This is a genomic window from Brucella pituitosa, assembly GCF_003049685.1.
Lineage (GTDB): Bacteria > Pseudomonadota > Alphaproteobacteria > Rhizobiales > Rhizobiaceae > Brucella > Brucella pituitosa.
Window position 1 is genome coordinate 856,980 of the sequence record NZ_PYSY02000001.1, and the last position, 14,895, is coordinate 871,874.

Consider the following 14,895-nt stretch of genomic DNA (forward strand, 5'->3'; position numbering starts at 1 on the left):
GGAAATCGCTCTAACAGTTTAAATTTGCTGCATAATTTTACCTTATATTGATCCAAGTTTAAGGAATTTTGCAGTAAGTAAAATTCGGCTATAATCAGATTAACAGCGACAGTGGTGGGCCGTCGCATTGGCAGAGTGGTTTGGGCGAGAACCGTTTCCTGCTGTCGAGATTACATAGAGCAATTCCAGCGAAAGTGGGGACCGGTTTACGTCGGGAATTGCGCAGAACAAAAGATAGGGCGGCTCCTGTTCTTTCAAGAACGAGAGCGCTCTCAAAAGGATAAGCAATGAATAATCCGACGACGCCGTCAGCCGGCGAAACTGAAACCGGGCAGACCCGTTCTGGCTTTGTGGCGCTGATTGGTGCGCCAAATGCCGGAAAATCCACGCTGGTCAACCAGCTCGTGGGTACGAAGGTTTCCATCGTCACGCATAAGGTGCAGACGACGCGTGCGCTGGTACGCGGCATTTTCATCGAAAACAACGCGCAGATCGTGCTCGTCGATACGCCCGGTATTTTCCGGCCCAAACGCAGGCTGGACCGCGCGATGGTCACAACGGCCTGGGGTGGTGCGAAGGATGCCGACATCATTCTCGTTATCCTCGACGCGCAGGGCGGTCTGAATGAGAACGCCGAAGCGCTTCTCGAAAGCATGGTCAATGTTCGCCAGAAGAAAGTGCTGGTTTTGAACAAGGTTGACCGTGTTGATCCGCCAAAACTGCTTGAACTCGCGCAGAAGGCAAATGAAAAGGTCGCTTTTGACCGGACCTTCATGATCTCAGCGCTCAACGGCTCCGGCTGTAAGGATCTCGCAAAGTTCCTGGCAGAGACCGTTCCAAACGGCCCGTGGTATTACCCGGAAGATCAGATTTCCGATATGCCGATGCGTCAGCTTGCGGCAGAAATCACCCGCGAAAAGCTCTATCTGCGTTTGCATGAAGAACTGCCTTATTCCTCGACGGTGGAAACCGAGCGCTGGGAAGAGCGCAAGGACGGTTCGGTGCGTATCGAGCAGGTCATCTATGTCGAGCGTGAAAGCCAGAAGAAGATCGTTCTTGGCCACAAAGGCGAAACGATCAAGGCGATCGGGCAGTCGGCACGTAAAGAGATCAGCGAGATTCTGGAGCAGAATGCGCACCTCTTCCTGTTTGTGAAAGTGCGTGAGAACTGGGGTAATGATCCTGAACGCTATCGCGAAATGGGTCTTGATTTCCCGAAGTAAGTTAAAGTCAGGTTTTCATGGAATGGCGCGATAGCCGCGCATAATTCAGAAAGTCGTTCGATTTTTGTATAGAATTATGCGCAAAAGGGAATGTGGTACACACCTCCATGGAATGGCGCGATGAAGGCATAGTTCTCGGCACACGACGACATGGCGAAACAAGCGCCATTGTCGAAGTGATGACGCGTGAACATGGCCGTCATATGGGTATGGTGCGGGGCGGACGGTCCCGCCGCATGCAGCCGCTGCTCCAGCCCGGCAACCATGTCGACCTGGCATGGTGGGCGCGCTTGGACGAACATCTCGGCAGTTTCACCATCGAACCGCTTGGCTTTGCGGCGGCTCGCCTTATCGAAACGCCTGTTGCGCTTTATGGTATTCAGCTTGCGGCTGCGCATTTGCGGCTGCTGCCGGAACGCGATCCGCAAGGTGCGCTTTATGAAACGCTCCGCCTCATCATCGAGCATTTTGATGATCCGCTGGCCTCTGGTGAGTTGCTCCTGCGATTTGAAGTGATGATGCTTGAAGAGCTGGGCTTTGGTCTTGATCTCAAGGAATGTGCAGCCACGGGCGCTCGCGAAAATCTGATTTATGTGTCGCCCAAATCAGGGCGCGCGGTCTGTGGTGATGCAGGTGCTCCATGGGCTGACAAGATGTTGCCATTGCCCGCCTTCGTTAACAGCACATCGGTGCGCCCGTCCTGTTATGATGATCTCAACGATGCTTTCCGAATGACAGGGTTTTTCTTCCTGCGCCATGTGTGGGAACCTCGTGCACAAACTCCACCCGATGCGCGCGGCGGGTTTTTGAATGCGATAGCGCGCACAATTAGAGCATTTCCAGTTTAAGATGACTCGTTGGAAATGCTCGATCTATTTGTTTTCTGCGCATTTTGTCCCGAAAACCGGTTCCCACTTTTCGGAATGCGCTCTAGTTTGCAACAGGCAGGCTGAACACATTGCCCTCAAAGGCATCTTTGCCGCGTCCGATGGTGCGGATAGCCTCGACCATACGTCCCTTGCGAGCGAGTATCTCGTCTGCCAATTCTATCAGGCGCATATTGGGAGTGGCGGGTGGTGAAAGCTTACGCAATGTTCTTGCGATCTCAGCTTCATCAAGCTGCGGCTCAAGAGAAAGCGCTGCGATATAGGCTGCTGCCGTTGAACGCGATATCCCCGCATAGCAATGGATCAGCAGCGGTTTTTCCTTATCCCAATCAGATGTAAATTCCAGCAATTGTTCGACATGGAAGCTTTGGGGCATCACCAGTCCGTCATGCGGCTCAATGATGTCGTTAAAGATCAAACTGAGACGTTTCATGGTGCCAGAGAGCAAAGGCAGATCGCCACTGCTGAGCGTCACGATATGGCTGGGCTGATGCCGTTCAATTTGAGCTTCAAGCTTCGAGAGCGGACTGACCACGATATACGTCATGGTCTACTTCTTTCGGGCCTGATCCAGAGTAGCAAACCGGGCGAGGAAATCATTCTGAACGCTCTGCGTCGGACGCGGTGTGATATCGAGACCCGCGGGATCAAAGCCACGTGGACGTCCAAAATACTTGATGGCCTCAGCTTCCGTAAACCCTGCCAGCCGCGTTGCCTCAAAATAGGCGGCCACCTGATCGGCTCGCTTGATCAATTTCTTGAGGGATGCGGATATGGAAGCTGGCAGCGAAAACCGCAAATGAATGGCACTTTCAAGCCGATCTTCAATCAGCTTGTAATTGCCGCCCATCACGGCCTTGAATGGCGAAATCATATCGCCAATTACATATTCGGGTGCGTCGTGCAGAAGTGCGAGTATCTGCCATTCAATGCTGGCATCAGGAACCAGCCGATTGAAAATTTGCTCTACCAACAGCGAATGCTGCGCCACCGAATAAGCGTGCTCGCCGATAGTTTGCCCGTTCCAGCGGGCAACGCGTGCAAGCCCGTGAGCGATATCTTCAATCTCGATATCAAGTGGTGATGGGTCGAGCAGATCAAGCCTGCGCCCGGACAACATGCGCTGCCAGGCACGATCTTTACCCGAGGTGCGGTCCGCAGCTGCCATTAAGTTTTATCCGCTTCAGCCGTTGGGAATGTGAAGGCGACATGCGGCGGCAAGAGGAGCGTGATGACGACCTCACCGGCCATAATGGCCGTGCCGGAATCAAGGGCATCTTTTACCTTGTCAATTCGCACAAGAGCGAGACCGATCTTGCCGGAGGAGCTGCCAAGTGTTCCGATTTCACGTCCATTGACCGTCACCGGCGTACCCATCGCGGGAAGTGGCGTGTCGGATTTGGCGACAAGTACACGGCGGCGGGGCGTGCTGCGGTGATGCATGCGCGAGACAACTTCCTGCCCAATGAAACAACCTTTGGGGAAGGTCACACCGCCCGTCTGGTCGAAATTGATGTCATGCGGGAAGACGTCATTATAGGCGAAATCAGCTTCGCCTTCGGCAATACCATACTCTGCCCGAAGTGCGATCCATGCGCTCTCGTCGCTGATGTCTCCAGCTTTTCCATAAATCCGAAGAACATTCAGCTCTTCCGGAAAGCGGGTATCGCGCTTGCCGTATTCTTTGATTGAATCATCTTCTGAAGAAGCGGAATCAGTCTGCCAGCAAACGCTGACAAGTGATTCTGGCGATTGGGTAATTTCTGCTTTGGCGCGCAGACGATAGAGCGTCATTCGCTTGGCAAAATCGGCGGCGATGCCCGCTGGCATATCGAACAGCAAGCCATTCTCGATGCGCGATACAAGGAAGTCGAACATGATCTTGCCTTGCGGGGCAAGCAGTGCGCCGGGCTTCAGTTCATCGGCACCGAGCTTGTCGAGATTGGTGGTAATCACGGCTTGCACGAATTTTTCCGCGTCTTCGCCTGTGATCTGAACCAGTGCTCTGTTGGAAAGATTGATCGTTTCCGCTACCGTCGCCATCGCTTCTTCCTTGCCTTTATAGTCATCGTTACGTAAGCCGCATTGAAAAGGCTCGCAAGTCCCATTCAGCCAGCAGGAGACAACAATGGCCCAAACGTTTGATACGATCCTGAAAGGTGCAACCATCGTCAACCATGACGGTATAGGTCAGCGCGATATCGGCATTCGTAATGGACGCATTGAGGCGATCGGGTCGCTCTCCGCAAATTCCGCTGGCGAAGTGATCGATTGCACCGGTCTGCATATCTTGCCGGGCGTGGTCGATAGTCAGGTCCATTTCCGTGAGCCGGGACTGGAACATAAGGAAGATCTGGAAACGGGATCGCGTGCAGCCGTTCTGGGCGGTGTGACGTCAGTATTCGAAATGCCGAACACCAAGCCGCTGACAACATCTGCCGAAACGCTGGAAGATAAGATTCGTCGCGGTCGTCATCGTATGCACTGCGATTTTGCTTTCTGGGTGGGCGGAACGCGTGAAAACGCAAATGATGTTGCAGAGCTCGAGCGTCTGCCGGGCGCTGCTGGCATCAAGGTTTTCATGGGCTCATCGACGGGCAATCTGCTGGTCGAGGATGACGATGGTGTTCGCTCCATTCTGAAAAATACGCGCCGCCGCGCAGCGTTCCATTCGGAGGACGAATTCCGTCTGAAAGAACGCGAAGGGCTGCGAGTTGCCGGCGACCCATCGAGCCATCCTGTCTGGCGCGACGAAGCCACCGCACTGCAATGCACCGAACGCCTCGTCCGTATCGCACGCGAAACCGGCGCGCGCATTCACGTACTGCATATTTCAACGGCGGAAGAAATCGATTTCCTGCAGGGCCACAAGGATGTGGCGACCTGTGAAGCCACGCCGCATCACCTCACACTGTCAGCCGATGAGTATGCGACACTCGGTAATCTCATTCAGATGAACCCGCCGGTACGTGACAAGCGCCATCGCGATGGTGTCTGGAAGGGCGTTGATCAGGGTATCATTGATGTGCTCGGTTCCGACCATGCGCCGCATACGCTGGAAGAAAAGCAGAAGCCATATCCGGCATCGCCTTCCGGCATGACCGGTGTGCAGACGCTGGTGCCTATCATGCTTGACCATGTGAATGCCGGTAAACTTTCGCTGGAACGTTTTGTCGATCTTTCGAGCCATGGCCCGAACCGCATTTTCGGTATGGCCCGCAAGGGTCGTATTGCCGTGGGTTACGATGCCGATCTTACCATCGTCGATATGAAGCGCCGCGAAACCATCACGCATGAACAGGCAGGCTCGAAGGCTGGCTGGACGCCTTATCACGGCAAGACCGTTACTGGCTGGCCAGTTGGTACTTTCGTGCGCGGCATCAAGGTCATGTGGGAAGCGGAAATCGCCAACCCGAACAAGGGTGAGCCGGTCGAGTTTCTGGAAGCATTGCCGCGTCGTTGATAGCTGGTCGGTTGGCGTGAAATGTCCCTTCTTTGTCCGATGTCGATCTTTCGGGCTTGATTATAGGGATTATTGTCTTCTTGTATAAATTCACAAGGAGCACAAAATGTCCGCTAATGATACGGCACTTCTGGTTATCGATGTTCAGGAATCTTTCCGCCATCGGCCTTATTATCGTGACGAGGAGGTTGCCGCTTACATCGAGCGTCAGCAGGCTCTGATCGACGGTGCGAAGCGCAAGGGCATCCCGGTTGTGCAAATCTTTCACGTCGAGAACGAAGGGCCATTCTCTGAAGCTTCAGGTTTCGTGAAGGCGCTCGCGCCGGTCAGGATCGAGCCGGATGCCGTTTTCCGTAAGCGTCGCCATAGCGCACTCGTGGGGTCGGGGCTCGATGTGTGGCTTGTTTCCAATGGCATCAGACGGGTTATCGTTTCAGGTATCCGTACTGAGCAATGTTGCGAGACGACGACGCGTCATGCTTCAGATCTTGGCTTCGATGTCGATTATGTCGGCGAGGCGACGCTCACCTTTCCGATGACCGATGTGAATGGTCGCACATGGAGTGCTGCCGAAATTCGTGCACGTACCGAGCTGGTGCTTGCAGATCGCTTCGCACGGATTGCGACGGTGGAAGAAGCTCTTGCAGGTCGGACGGAACGGAAAGCTGCATGAACCAAACTGCTGGCAGCCATCAAACTGTCCGGGTCTTTGTCGTCGTCCCGCCACGCACGCTTTTGCTTGATGTGGCGGGGCCGATAGAGGTTTTGCGCAAGGCCAATCTTGAGCAGAGCGAAGTGCAGTTTGAAGTGACGTTTATCGGGCCTTCCGAGACAGCACTCAGCTCAATTGGCCTCACGATTTCCAATATTGAGCCTCTGCCAGAAAACCTGCCGGACGATGCGATGGTCGTTATCTCCGGTTCTGCTGATATTCCCTTGGGTGGTGTCGGCAATAGCGGCGAAAAAGATGATGTTCTCGAAGCACAGATTGTGAGCTGGATGCGACGCGCTATCCGTCCAGGCATCAGGTTGGTTTCAATCTGCTCGGGAGCGCTTCTGGCGGCACGCGCAGGCCTGCTTGATGGTTATGATTGTACAACCCATCATATGGCCATTGAAGAGTTGAACCGATTGGCGCCGACATCACGTGTGCTGCAAAATCGATTGTTTGTGGAAGATCGGGATCGATTGACAAGTGCGGGTATCACCGCGGGCATCGATCTCATGCTGCATATCGTAGCCGAAATTGCCGGGCACGCTTTGGCACTATCGATTGCGCGTTATCTGGTCGTCTACTTGCGTCGCAGCGGGGGAGACCCGCAGCTTTCGCCGTGGCTGGAAGGGCGCAATCATATGCATCCGGTGGTGCATCGTGCGCAGGATGCCATTGCGGAAAATCCGGCAGCCAGCTGGTCGGTGGAAAAGCTGGCGGACGTCAGTGGTGCAAGCCCGCGCAACCTCTCAAGATTGTTCAATGAGCACGCACATATGAGCGTGACGGACTACGCCAATCGGCTAAAGGTTAGTCTGGCGCGTGAGATGCTTCTGAATTCGACGCTGGATATGGAAAATATCGCCGAGCGGGCTGGTTTTGCTTCTGCGCGGCAGTTTCGCAGGGTCTGGGAGCGGATTTACGATGCCCCACCAAGTCGAATACGAATGCTTGGAGCTGGTATCGATACTTATTGAAGAATGCGTTCGGGCAGGAATGTTCCTGCGATGATCTGCTCGCGCATTTTCTCGATGAGGTCGAGAGCGCTGTCTTCGCCTGTAGAGCGCATAAGTTCAGTCAAAGCTGTGGTGAATGCAGCTTCAGCAAGAATTTCAGGCTCAATCCCTTCGGAAATGCCATCGGCCCAGGCCTCGTTCTGGTACTCAATCGCCACAAGCTTCTTTTCGCGGGCGATCATCTCGTCCAGATCGGCTGGCATATGTTCCATCAATTTCATCCCGGCTTGCGCCCTTCTTGCTGCATCAGCTGATTTCTCACCATCGGGAGCACAATCACCTGCAGCCTGACTGTCACGTTTAAGACAGTGTTAACAGATTAAAGCGGATTTGAATGAGGCAATTTCTGCCCATCCGCACAAGACTGAATAATTGGTTAATTCCCATAGCGCGAGATAAGCTCGTTCGACAAGCTTTCTCCCTCTTTCATGTAGCGATCAATCGCCGCAAGGGCTGAGGGCGTGCAGCGGACATAATTGTCACTGAAAGCACGATATCCATGATTGAAACTGGAAACGAGCCGCAACCGCTCGGCTTCATCGGGCTTTTCAGCCGCAATGATGGCATCCATCCGCTCGCGCCATTCGTTGCTGGTTTCCCCGCAAAGGTTACGCAGATAGTGAAGTGAACCGAGCACTTCAGCAATTCTGAGCATTTTGCCTTCATAGGGAGCATCCTGCGCAGAAAGGGCCGGGGGCAGAATGCCTAGCCAGAATGCTATCACCAATATGGAAAGCTGCTTTCCCTGCAATATTCGCCCCTCTGAATGAAACAAATTCCTGAATGAGAAACGGGGCCACTTCAAGGCGATACGGAATGCGCGCCCGAAGCATCCTCGATTTCAGCGACAGAGCGTGCCACATCCAGTGTGCTGTCCGTGACATTGGCGCTCGTCATTTCCTCAATGGTCAACCAATGTATGGCTGCAGCGTCGTCGCCCGCCTGTTCAATGCCTGAAACATCAAGGGCACGATAAACGGAAAGAAAGTAGCTCTTCGCATAGGCTTTGCCTTCGAGCGCCAGATCAACCGTGATGACGTGGCTGAGTGAGCCCGCATCGAGTGCAGTTTCTTCTTTCAGCTCACGAATCGCTGCTTCCTCAGGTGTTTCACCGGCTTCAATGCTGCCTCCGGGAAAGGCGAGCCAACCCTTCCATGGCTCCTTGCCGCGCTCGACCAGCAAAAAGCGAGCATCACGGCGACAGATGAGGGAGACGCCGTGGATTTGAAGAGGGGCGGGGATGACGGGAACTGTAACCATATGCAAGCTATGATCCGGTCGACCTGCTTTGGCAACAGCAAACCCCACTTGACCATTCCAACAAAAGCCTGAACATGACTACCATGTGTGGACGTTTTTCTCTGACTGCCAGCCGCGAAGAAGTTGAAGCATTGCTTGGTGCAATGATCGAGGAGGATTTTCCTCCCCGTTACAATATCGCGCCGACCCAGCCGATACTCTCCATTCTGGCCGGCGAAACCCCGCCGCCGGGGAGCAATCGGCCTGACCGGATCGGCATGCTGGTTCGCTGGGGCTTTGTGCCGTCATGGGTCAAAGATCCGAATGACTGGAATCTGGTTTTCAATATTCGCTCGGAAACTGCGGCAGAGAAGAACTCCTTCCGGGCGGCGTTAAATCATCGGCGTGCTTTGATTCCTGCTTCTGGTTTTTATGAATGGCGGCGCGAGGGAAAGAACAAGGCGCAGGCCTATTGGATCAGGCCGCGCAACGGTGGAATTGTCGCTTTTGGTGCGCTGGTCGAAACCTGGAGCAGCTCAGACGGTTCTCAAATCGATACCGCGGGTATTTTGACGACAAGCGCCAACGGGCTACTGCGTCCTATTCACGAACGTATGCCGGTGGTGGTGAAGCCAGAGGATTTCGCGCGCTGGCTTAATTGCAAGACCTTGCTTCCGAAAGACGTGGCGGACATCATGCGCTCGGTTCAGGATGATTTCTTTGAAGCCATTCCGGTGTCGGATAAGGTCAACAAGGTCGCCAATACTTCACCCGATTTGCAGACAAGGGTGGAAGAAAGCTTGACGACGGAACAATCTCTGCCAAAAAGGAAGAAGAAGCCTGATCCGGAAGAGGACTCAGGCGACCAGCTTTCGATGTTCTGATCACTTACAGCGGCTCCAGTTACAACTGAACAGTTGAAGCCGCTGTAGCTACTTGTTCTTACGCATTATCCCACGCAAAACCGCTTCGCACTTTTGCTGGAAATGCTATAATTTCAGGAAAATCCCCCGTGTTCTCAGCAGCTTTTTCAGGCTTTTTTCTTGGTGCGTCGCTTATTATCGCAATTGGCGCGCAAAACGCGTTCATCCTGCGACAAGGCTTGTTGCGGCAGCATGTCTTTATTCTGAGCCTGATTTGCGCGCTTTCTGACGCGGTTCTGATCGCGGCCGGTGTTGCAGGTCTCGGCACGCTGATTGCGCAATCACCAAAGCTGATCTCGTTTGTCACGCTCGCAGGCGCTGCATTCCTGTTCTGGTATGCATCCGTCGCGTTTCGCCGCGCATTTCATCCGGAAGCAATGCAGGTGAGATCAAACGGCAGTGTCAGTCTGAAAGCAGCAGTTGCAACCTGTCTGGCGCTGACTTTCCTCAATCCGCATGTCTATCTCGACACAGTGGTCTTATTGGGCAGCCTTTCTGCCCGCTATGAAGGTTCTGCCCGCGCCGCTTATGGTGCAGGCGCGGTGATCGCATCATTTGTCTGGTTTTTCTCGCTCGGCTATGGGGCGCGTCTGTTGCAGCCCATCTTTGCGAAGCCTGCGGCCTGGCGTGTGCTCGATTGCATCATCGGTGTTGTGATGGCGCTGATCGGCATCAGCCTTTTAGTCAGATTCTTTAACAGCTAGTGGTCCGATTCCGACATTTGGATTCCGCAGTTACAAGCACCGAACAAATGTCGGAATCGCGAAGACCACTAGCAACTTTATGAATCTAGTGGATTTTTCGAATTTGACGTTTGAAACGGCATTCATGTCGGTCGGGATTCAAACGTCAAATTCAATCCACTAGAATCGAGCGGCGCTTATTGTCGTTACGGGCTTCGTCCTTGCGGTTCTTCTTGCTCATCAGTGCTGCAAGAAGCACGGCGGGGCCGATTTCGCGATATTGGTCAATCAGCTTGTCTTGTCGTGGTTGCGGTTCACTTTTAGGCATTGGTTCATTCCTCTTCCAATTACACTCACTATTTTGTGATTGATTGAGACGGAATGAAGGCTGTTTGGGGCCGGTTTTGAGGAATTCCGGTTGACCGTTGTGAAGGTTTGATACGGTTGCTGAAATGCCACAGCGTTTTAACCATCCGTAAACCAAACTCTCTATTTGCATGTATTCGTTTCAGTAAACCGGGCGTCAAACTTTTACCGGAAATGCTTTATTTCACTCGAACTTTTCCAAAAGCTCTTGACGGGGATCAGGTCGAGAGAGATAAGTAACGTCATGAAAACGCCGACCACGATCATTTGTACTGGTTCGATTATTATTGGCTAGCAGCTTGCTGGCCCGGCCGTTTTCGTCTCCCCTACCATAAAACAGGATGATAACGCCCCGGCCAGTCGGCTGCGGTCCTTCGTGCCCGTATTTTCAGGTCTTTTTGGGGAAATAAAATGGCTGATGCGCCGCAACTACGTCTGTACAATACTGCCACCCGCACGAAAGAGGACTTTGTCCCCATCGATGCGAACAATGTGCGCATGTATGTCTGCGGACCAACCGTTTATGATTTCGCCCATATCGGCAATGCACGCCCAGTCATCGTCTTCGATGTGCTGTTTCGTTTGCTGCGTCATGTCTATGGCGCGGAGAAGGTCACCTATGCGCGCAACATCACGGACGTTGACGATAAGATCAATGCACGTGCCGCCAGCGAATATCCTGATCTTCCACTCAATGAAGCAATCCGCCGGGTGACGGAGGGTACAAACAACCAGTTTCAGGCAGATATCAAGGCGCTGGCAAATCTCGAACCGTCCAGTCAGCCGCGTGCGACTGAGCATCTCGATGACATGCGCGATATCATTGAAAAGCTGGTTGAGCGCGGTGTCGCCTATGTTGCCGATGAGCATGTGTTGTTCTCGCCGTCTTCGATGAATACGCTGGGTGGCGCACGGTATGGTGCGCTCTCGCACCGTCCTTTTGATGAAATGTTGGCTGGCGCTCGCGTTGATGTCGCATCCTACAAGCGCGACGAGATGGATTTCGTACTCTGGAAGCCATCGCGCAATGGTGAACCCGGCTGGCCATCGCCTGCGGGCATTCAAACGCTTGGCCGTCCCGGCTGGCATATTGAATGCTCTGCCATGTCCATGGCCAAGTTGCTATCACCTTTTGGTGGCGGTCTGAAGTGCGACGATCCTTATAAGAACCAGTTCGACATTCATGGCGGCGGCATCGATCTTGTATTTCCGCATCATGAAAATGAGCTTGCACAATCATGCTGCGCGTTTGGCACCGAGCGGATGGCCAGCATCTGGATGCATAATGGCTTCCTGCAGGTCGAAGGGCAGAAGATGTCGAAATCGCTCGGCAATTTCATCACCATTCGCGACGTGCTGAATGATGGTCTGCCGCAGCTTGGCGCATGGGATGACAAGGGTGCGCACGATCGCTGGGTTGGTCTGGCTGCGCGTCTTTCGATGCTGCAAACGCATTATCGTGAACCGATCAACTGGACGGCACAGCGCTTGGCAGAATCCGCCGAAGAGCTGCATCGCTGGTATGGTTTACTGCGTGATGCCGGTTTTGCTGCTCCGTCTGCGCTTTCGGTCGTTGGAGAGGTGGCGGAAGCTCTGTCAGACGATCTGAACACTTGGACGGCAATCACGGCGCTGCGCAAAGCATTCAAAGCCAAGGATGTTGCAGCATTAGGCGAAGGCATGGTGCTGTTGGGCTTGCTCGATCCTTATTTTGTGACGGCGCAGGACGTTCCGGTCTTTGCAAAGGCCGATGTCGATACGGCTGCAATTGAAACATTGATTGCCGAGCGTCTGCGTGTGATCGCCGACAAGAACTGGGCCGAAGCTGATCGCATCCGTGATGACCTGCTGGCACAGGGCGTGCAGTTGAAGGATGGCAAGGACCCTGCGACCGGCGAACGTGTCACGACGTGGGATGTGGTAAGCTAGTGCCTTTTAGAGCGCATCCCGAAAAGTGTGAAACGGTTTTCGGACAAAGATGCGCGTTAAAACAACTATTTAGAGCGCCGATCTGATCCAATCAGATCGAAACGCGCTCTAATTGGAGGGAGGATGCCATGACGCTTGATAACAAGCCGCTTTATAGCGGGGGATGCCAGTGTGGCGCGGTGCGCTTTCGTGTGGAAGGTGCGCTCGGTTCCGCTTCGATCTGTCATTGCCGCATGTGCCAGAAGGCATTTGGCAATTTCTATGCACCGCTGGTCTCGGTGGGGGAAGCGAACCTCACATGGACCCGCGATGAGCCAAAGCGCTTCCAGTCATCCAATCACGTCAAGCGTGGGTTCTGTCCCCAGTGCGGAACCCCGCTCACCTATGAAGCGCCGGATGGTATTGCCCTTTCTATCGGTGCTTTCGATGCACCGGAGGAGATCGAGCCGACCGTTCAATGGGGCGTCGAGGTCAAGCTGCCTTATGTCGATAGCCTCGCAGAACTACCCGGTTACGAAACGGAGCGCGATCCGGAAAGTATCGAGTTTGTGAGAACGATGGTGTCTTACCAGCACCCCGACCACGACACTGAAAACTGATTAATTCAACAGACCATACGACTTATACCCACCGACAGGCAGGCAAAATGGCACGCGAACGCATCTATATCTACGACACAACTTTGCGGGATGGGCAGCAGACGCATACCGCCCGCCCGCAGCCGCGTAGCGTGCGAGGACGGGCAAAGCTGAAAACGGGAGTTGGTTGTCCGGTCTCGATGGCGGGGGATGAGTGATGACACGTGAACGCATCTATATCTACGACACAACTTTGCGGGACGGACAACAAACTCCCGGCGTTGATTTCTCTGTCGAAGACAAAAAAGCGATTGTCATTCTGCTCGAAGAACTGGGCGTCGATTATGTCGAGGGTGGGTATCCCGGGGCAAACCCGACCGATACTGCTTTCTTCAAGAAGCGTCAGACTTCCCGCGCCAAGTTTGCGGCTTTTGGTATGACCAAGCGTGCTGGCGTTTCTGCCTCAAACGACCCGGGACTGACGGCGCTTTTGCAGGCTTCAAGTGATGCGGTCTGTTTCGTTGCCAAAAGCTGGGACTATCATGTGCGGATCGCGCTCGGTTGTACCAACGAGGAAAATCTGGAATCGATTACAGCCTCGGTCACGGCTGTTCGCATGGCGGGGCGTGAAGCTCTCGTCGATTGCGAGCATTTCTTCGACGGCTACAAGGCCAATCCTGAATATGCGTTGGCCTGTGCCAAAGCAGCCTATGAAGCCGGTGCGCGCTGGGTGGTTCTTTGCGACACCAATGGTGGCACGCAGCCATCGGAAGTAGCAGAGATTGTCGCTGCGGTTAAAGCTGTCGTTCCAGGCGAAAGCCTTGGCATTCATGCCCACAATGACACCGAACAGGCAGTTGCTGTCTCTCTCGCCGCAATCGATGCCGGTGTGCGACATGTGCAGGGAACACTCAACGGTATCGGCGAGCGCTGCGGCAATGCCAATCTTGTCTCGCTGATTCCGACGCTGGCGCTGAAGCCCTATTGGTCGGAACGGTTTGAGCTGGGCGTCAAGCCGGATGCCTTGAAGGCCATTACGCGCATTTCGCGTGCCTTTGATGATATTTTGAACCGCGCGCCGACTGAACAGGCTCCTTATACGGGAACATCTGCCTTTGCCACCAAAGCTGGCATTCACGCTTCTGCGTTGCTTAAAGACCCGCAGACCTATGAACATGTTCCGCCTGAAACCGTTGGGAACCGCCGCCGCGTCATGGTGTCTGATCAGGGCGGCAAGTCGAATTTCATTGCGGAACTGGAGCGTCGTGGCATCCGCGTCGCCAAGGATGATGTGCGGCTTGATACGTTGATCGCGCTGGTCAAGGAGCGTGAAGCGGAAGGCTATGCCTATGAAGGCGCCGATGCGAGCTTCGAGCTTCTGGCGCGCAGCATGCTCAACCCGCAACCGCAATTCTTCAAGGTCGATTCTTTCCGTTGTCTCGTGGAGCGACGTTTTGATGCCAATGGCATGTTGAAAACCGTGTCGGAAGCCGTGGTGAAGGTCGAAGTCGACGGTGAAATGCATATGTCGGTTGCCGAAGGCCATGGTCCCGTCAATGCACTCGATATTGCACTGCGCAAAGACTTAGGTCGCTATCAGGATGAGATCGAAGACCTTGAACTGGTCGATTTCAAGGTGCGTATCCTCAATGGCGGTACGGCGGCTATCACCCGCGTTCTGATCGAGTCCGGTGACGCAACAGGTGCTCGCTGGCGCACTGTTGGCGTTTCCGACAACATCATTGATGCTTCATTTCAGGCATTGATGGATTCGGTCAATTATAAGCTGATGAAGAACCGTTCCCTCGCCGGTCTGGTGGCGGCTGAATAAGCCGCTCCTTTCACGAAGATTGATGCTTTGATCAGTTTAATTGAA

Annotated in this window: 18 protein-coding genes; 11 read left to right on the plus strand and 7 right to left on the minus strand. The window is 53.9% G+C overall.

Annotated features, from left to right (window positions below):
* The first annotated feature begins 287 nt into the window (after positions 1 to 287).
* Together era and recO are read left to right on the plus strand one after the other, a co-directional pair.
* Positions 288 to 1,223: a GTPase Era gene (era, locus tag C9380_RS04120; RefSeq protein WP_024897335.1), complete on the plus strand. Its 936-nt coding sequence runs from the start codon at positions 288 to 290 to the stop codon at positions 1,221 to 1,223.
* A gap of 107 nt (positions 1,224 to 1,330) precedes the next feature.
* On the plus strand, positions 1,331 to 2,071 hold the full coding sequence (gene recO / locus C9380_RS04125) for a DNA repair protein RecO (RefSeq protein WP_128093630.1): 741 nt from the start codon (positions 1,331 to 1,333) through the stop codon (positions 2,069 to 2,071).
* 82 nt (positions 2,072 to 2,153) lie between these two features.
* Here recO and C9380_RS04130 read toward each other — a convergent pair whose 3' ends face one another.
* The 3 genes from C9380_RS04130 to ygfZ are packed head-to-tail and all read right to left on the minus strand — an operon-like array spanning position 2,154 to position 4,153.
* Complete coding sequence (locus tag C9380_RS04130; protein ID WP_024897337.1) at positions 2,154 to 2,657, minus strand: tyrosine phosphatase family protein; 504 nt, start codon at positions 2,655 to 2,657, stop codon at positions 2,154 to 2,156.
* A 3-nt stretch (positions 2,658 to 2,660) separates the two neighbouring features.
* Positions 2,661 to 3,278: a YfbR-like 5'-deoxynucleotidase gene (locus tag C9380_RS04135; RefSeq protein WP_024897338.1), complete on the minus strand. Its 618-nt coding sequence runs from the start codon at positions 3,276 to 3,278 to the stop codon at positions 2,661 to 2,663.
* Complete coding sequence (ygfZ, locus tag C9380_RS04140; protein WP_024897339.1) at positions 3,278 to 4,153, minus strand: CAF17-like 4Fe-4S cluster assembly/insertion protein YgfZ; 876 nt, start codon at positions 4,151 to 4,153, stop codon at positions 3,278 to 3,280. The genes C9380_RS04135 and ygfZ overlap by 1 nt, the downstream gene beginning before the upstream one ends.
* An 85-nt stretch (positions 4,154 to 4,238) precedes the next feature.
* Between ygfZ and C9380_RS04145 the strand changes: the two genes are divergently transcribed.
* From C9380_RS04145 to C9380_RS04155, 3 genes are all read left to right on the plus strand, one after another.
* Entirely contained in the window at positions 4,239 to 5,573 is a 1,335-nt protein-coding gene (locus tag C9380_RS04145; RefSeq protein WP_128093041.1) for a dihydroorotase, read from the plus strand.
* 106 nt (positions 5,574 to 5,679) lie between these two features.
* Entirely contained in the window at positions 5,680 to 6,246 is a 567-nt protein-coding gene (locus C9380_RS04150) for an isochorismatase family protein (protein ID WP_024897341.1), read from the plus strand.
* Complete coding sequence (locus tag C9380_RS04155) at positions 6,243 to 7,262, plus strand: GlxA family transcriptional regulator (protein WP_128093042.1); 1,020 nt, start codon at positions 6,243 to 6,245, stop codon at positions 7,260 to 7,262. Before C9380_RS04150 ends, C9380_RS04155 begins: the two co-directional genes overlap by 4 nt.
* On the opposite strand, the gene C9380_RS04160 is transcribed toward C9380_RS04155, so the two are convergent.
* From C9380_RS04160 to C9380_RS04170, 3 genes are all read right to left on the minus strand, one after another.
* A complete protein-coding gene (locus C9380_RS04160; RefSeq protein ID WP_024897343.1) occupies positions 7,256 to 7,513 on the minus strand; it encodes a hypothetical protein in 258 nt (85 codons plus the stop codon). The genes C9380_RS04155 and C9380_RS04160 overlap by 7 nt on opposite strands.
* A 164-nt stretch (positions 7,514 to 7,677) precedes the next feature.
* Complete coding sequence (locus tag C9380_RS04165) at positions 7,678 to 7,956, minus strand: TIGR02301 family protein (protein WP_024897344.1); 279 nt, start codon at positions 7,954 to 7,956, stop codon at positions 7,678 to 7,680.
* Between the two features lie 146 nt (positions 7,957 to 8,102).
* Positions 8,103 to 8,561 (minus strand): NUDIX hydrolase, encoded by a 459-nt coding sequence (locus C9380_RS04170; protein WP_128093631.1) that lies wholly within the window; start codon positions 8,559 to 8,561, stop codon positions 8,103 to 8,105.
* 83 nt (positions 8,562 to 8,644) lie between these two features.
* Here C9380_RS04170 and C9380_RS04175 point away from each other — a divergent pair, with 83 nt between their 5' ends.
* Together C9380_RS04175 and C9380_RS04180 are read left to right on the plus strand one after the other, a co-directional pair.
* Positions 8,645 to 9,424, plus strand: a complete 780-nt coding sequence (locus tag C9380_RS04175) for an SOS response-associated peptidase (RefSeq protein WP_128093632.1) — start codon at positions 8,645 to 8,647, stop codon at positions 9,422 to 9,424.
* A 128-nt stretch (positions 9,425 to 9,552) separates the two neighbouring features.
* The gene (locus tag C9380_RS04180) at positions 9,553 to 10,167 is read left to right on the plus strand and encodes a LysE/ArgO family amino acid transporter (protein ID WP_024897347.1); all 615 of its coding nucleotides are present in this window, start codon (positions 9,553 to 9,555) and stop codon (positions 10,165 to 10,167) included.
* Between the two features lie 151 nt (positions 10,168 to 10,318).
* Here the strand turns inward: C9380_RS04180 and C9380_RS28450 are convergent, their stop codons facing one another.
* Complete coding sequence (locus C9380_RS28450) at positions 10,319 to 10,474, minus strand: hypothetical protein (RefSeq protein WP_024897348.1); 156 nt, start codon at positions 10,472 to 10,474, stop codon at positions 10,319 to 10,321.
* Positions 10,475 to 10,923: 449 nt separating this feature from the next.
* Between C9380_RS28450 and cysS the strand changes: the two genes are divergently transcribed.
* The 4 genes from cysS (at position 10,924) to cimA (ending at position 14,850) form a co-directional block, all read left to right on the plus strand.
* Positions 10,924 to 12,441, plus strand: a complete 1,518-nt coding sequence (gene cysS / locus C9380_RS04190) for a cysteine--tRNA ligase (RefSeq protein WP_128093043.1) — start codon at positions 10,924 to 10,926, stop codon at positions 12,439 to 12,441.
* 128 nt (positions 12,442 to 12,569) lie between these two features.
* Positions 12,570 to 13,040, plus strand: coding sequence for a GFA family protein (locus tag C9380_RS04195; protein ID WP_024897350.1), 471 nt, complete (start codon positions 12,570 to 12,572; stop codon positions 13,038 to 13,040).
* A gap of 47 nt (positions 13,041 to 13,087) precedes the next feature.
* Positions 13,088 to 13,237 carry a 2-isopropylmalate synthase gene (locus tag C9380_RS28455; protein WP_084486789.1) on the plus strand — a complete coding sequence of 50 codons (150 nt, stop codon included), beginning with the start codon at positions 13,088 to 13,090 and terminating at the stop codon, positions 13,235 to 13,237.
* Positions 13,237 to 14,850 (plus strand): citramalate synthase, encoded by a 1,614-nt coding sequence (gene cimA, locus C9380_RS04205; protein ID WP_100559377.1) that lies wholly within the window; start codon positions 13,237 to 13,239, stop codon positions 14,848 to 14,850. Before C9380_RS28455 ends, cimA begins: the two co-directional genes overlap by 1 nt.
* The last annotated feature ends 45 nt before the right edge of the window (positions 14,851 to 14,895 follow it).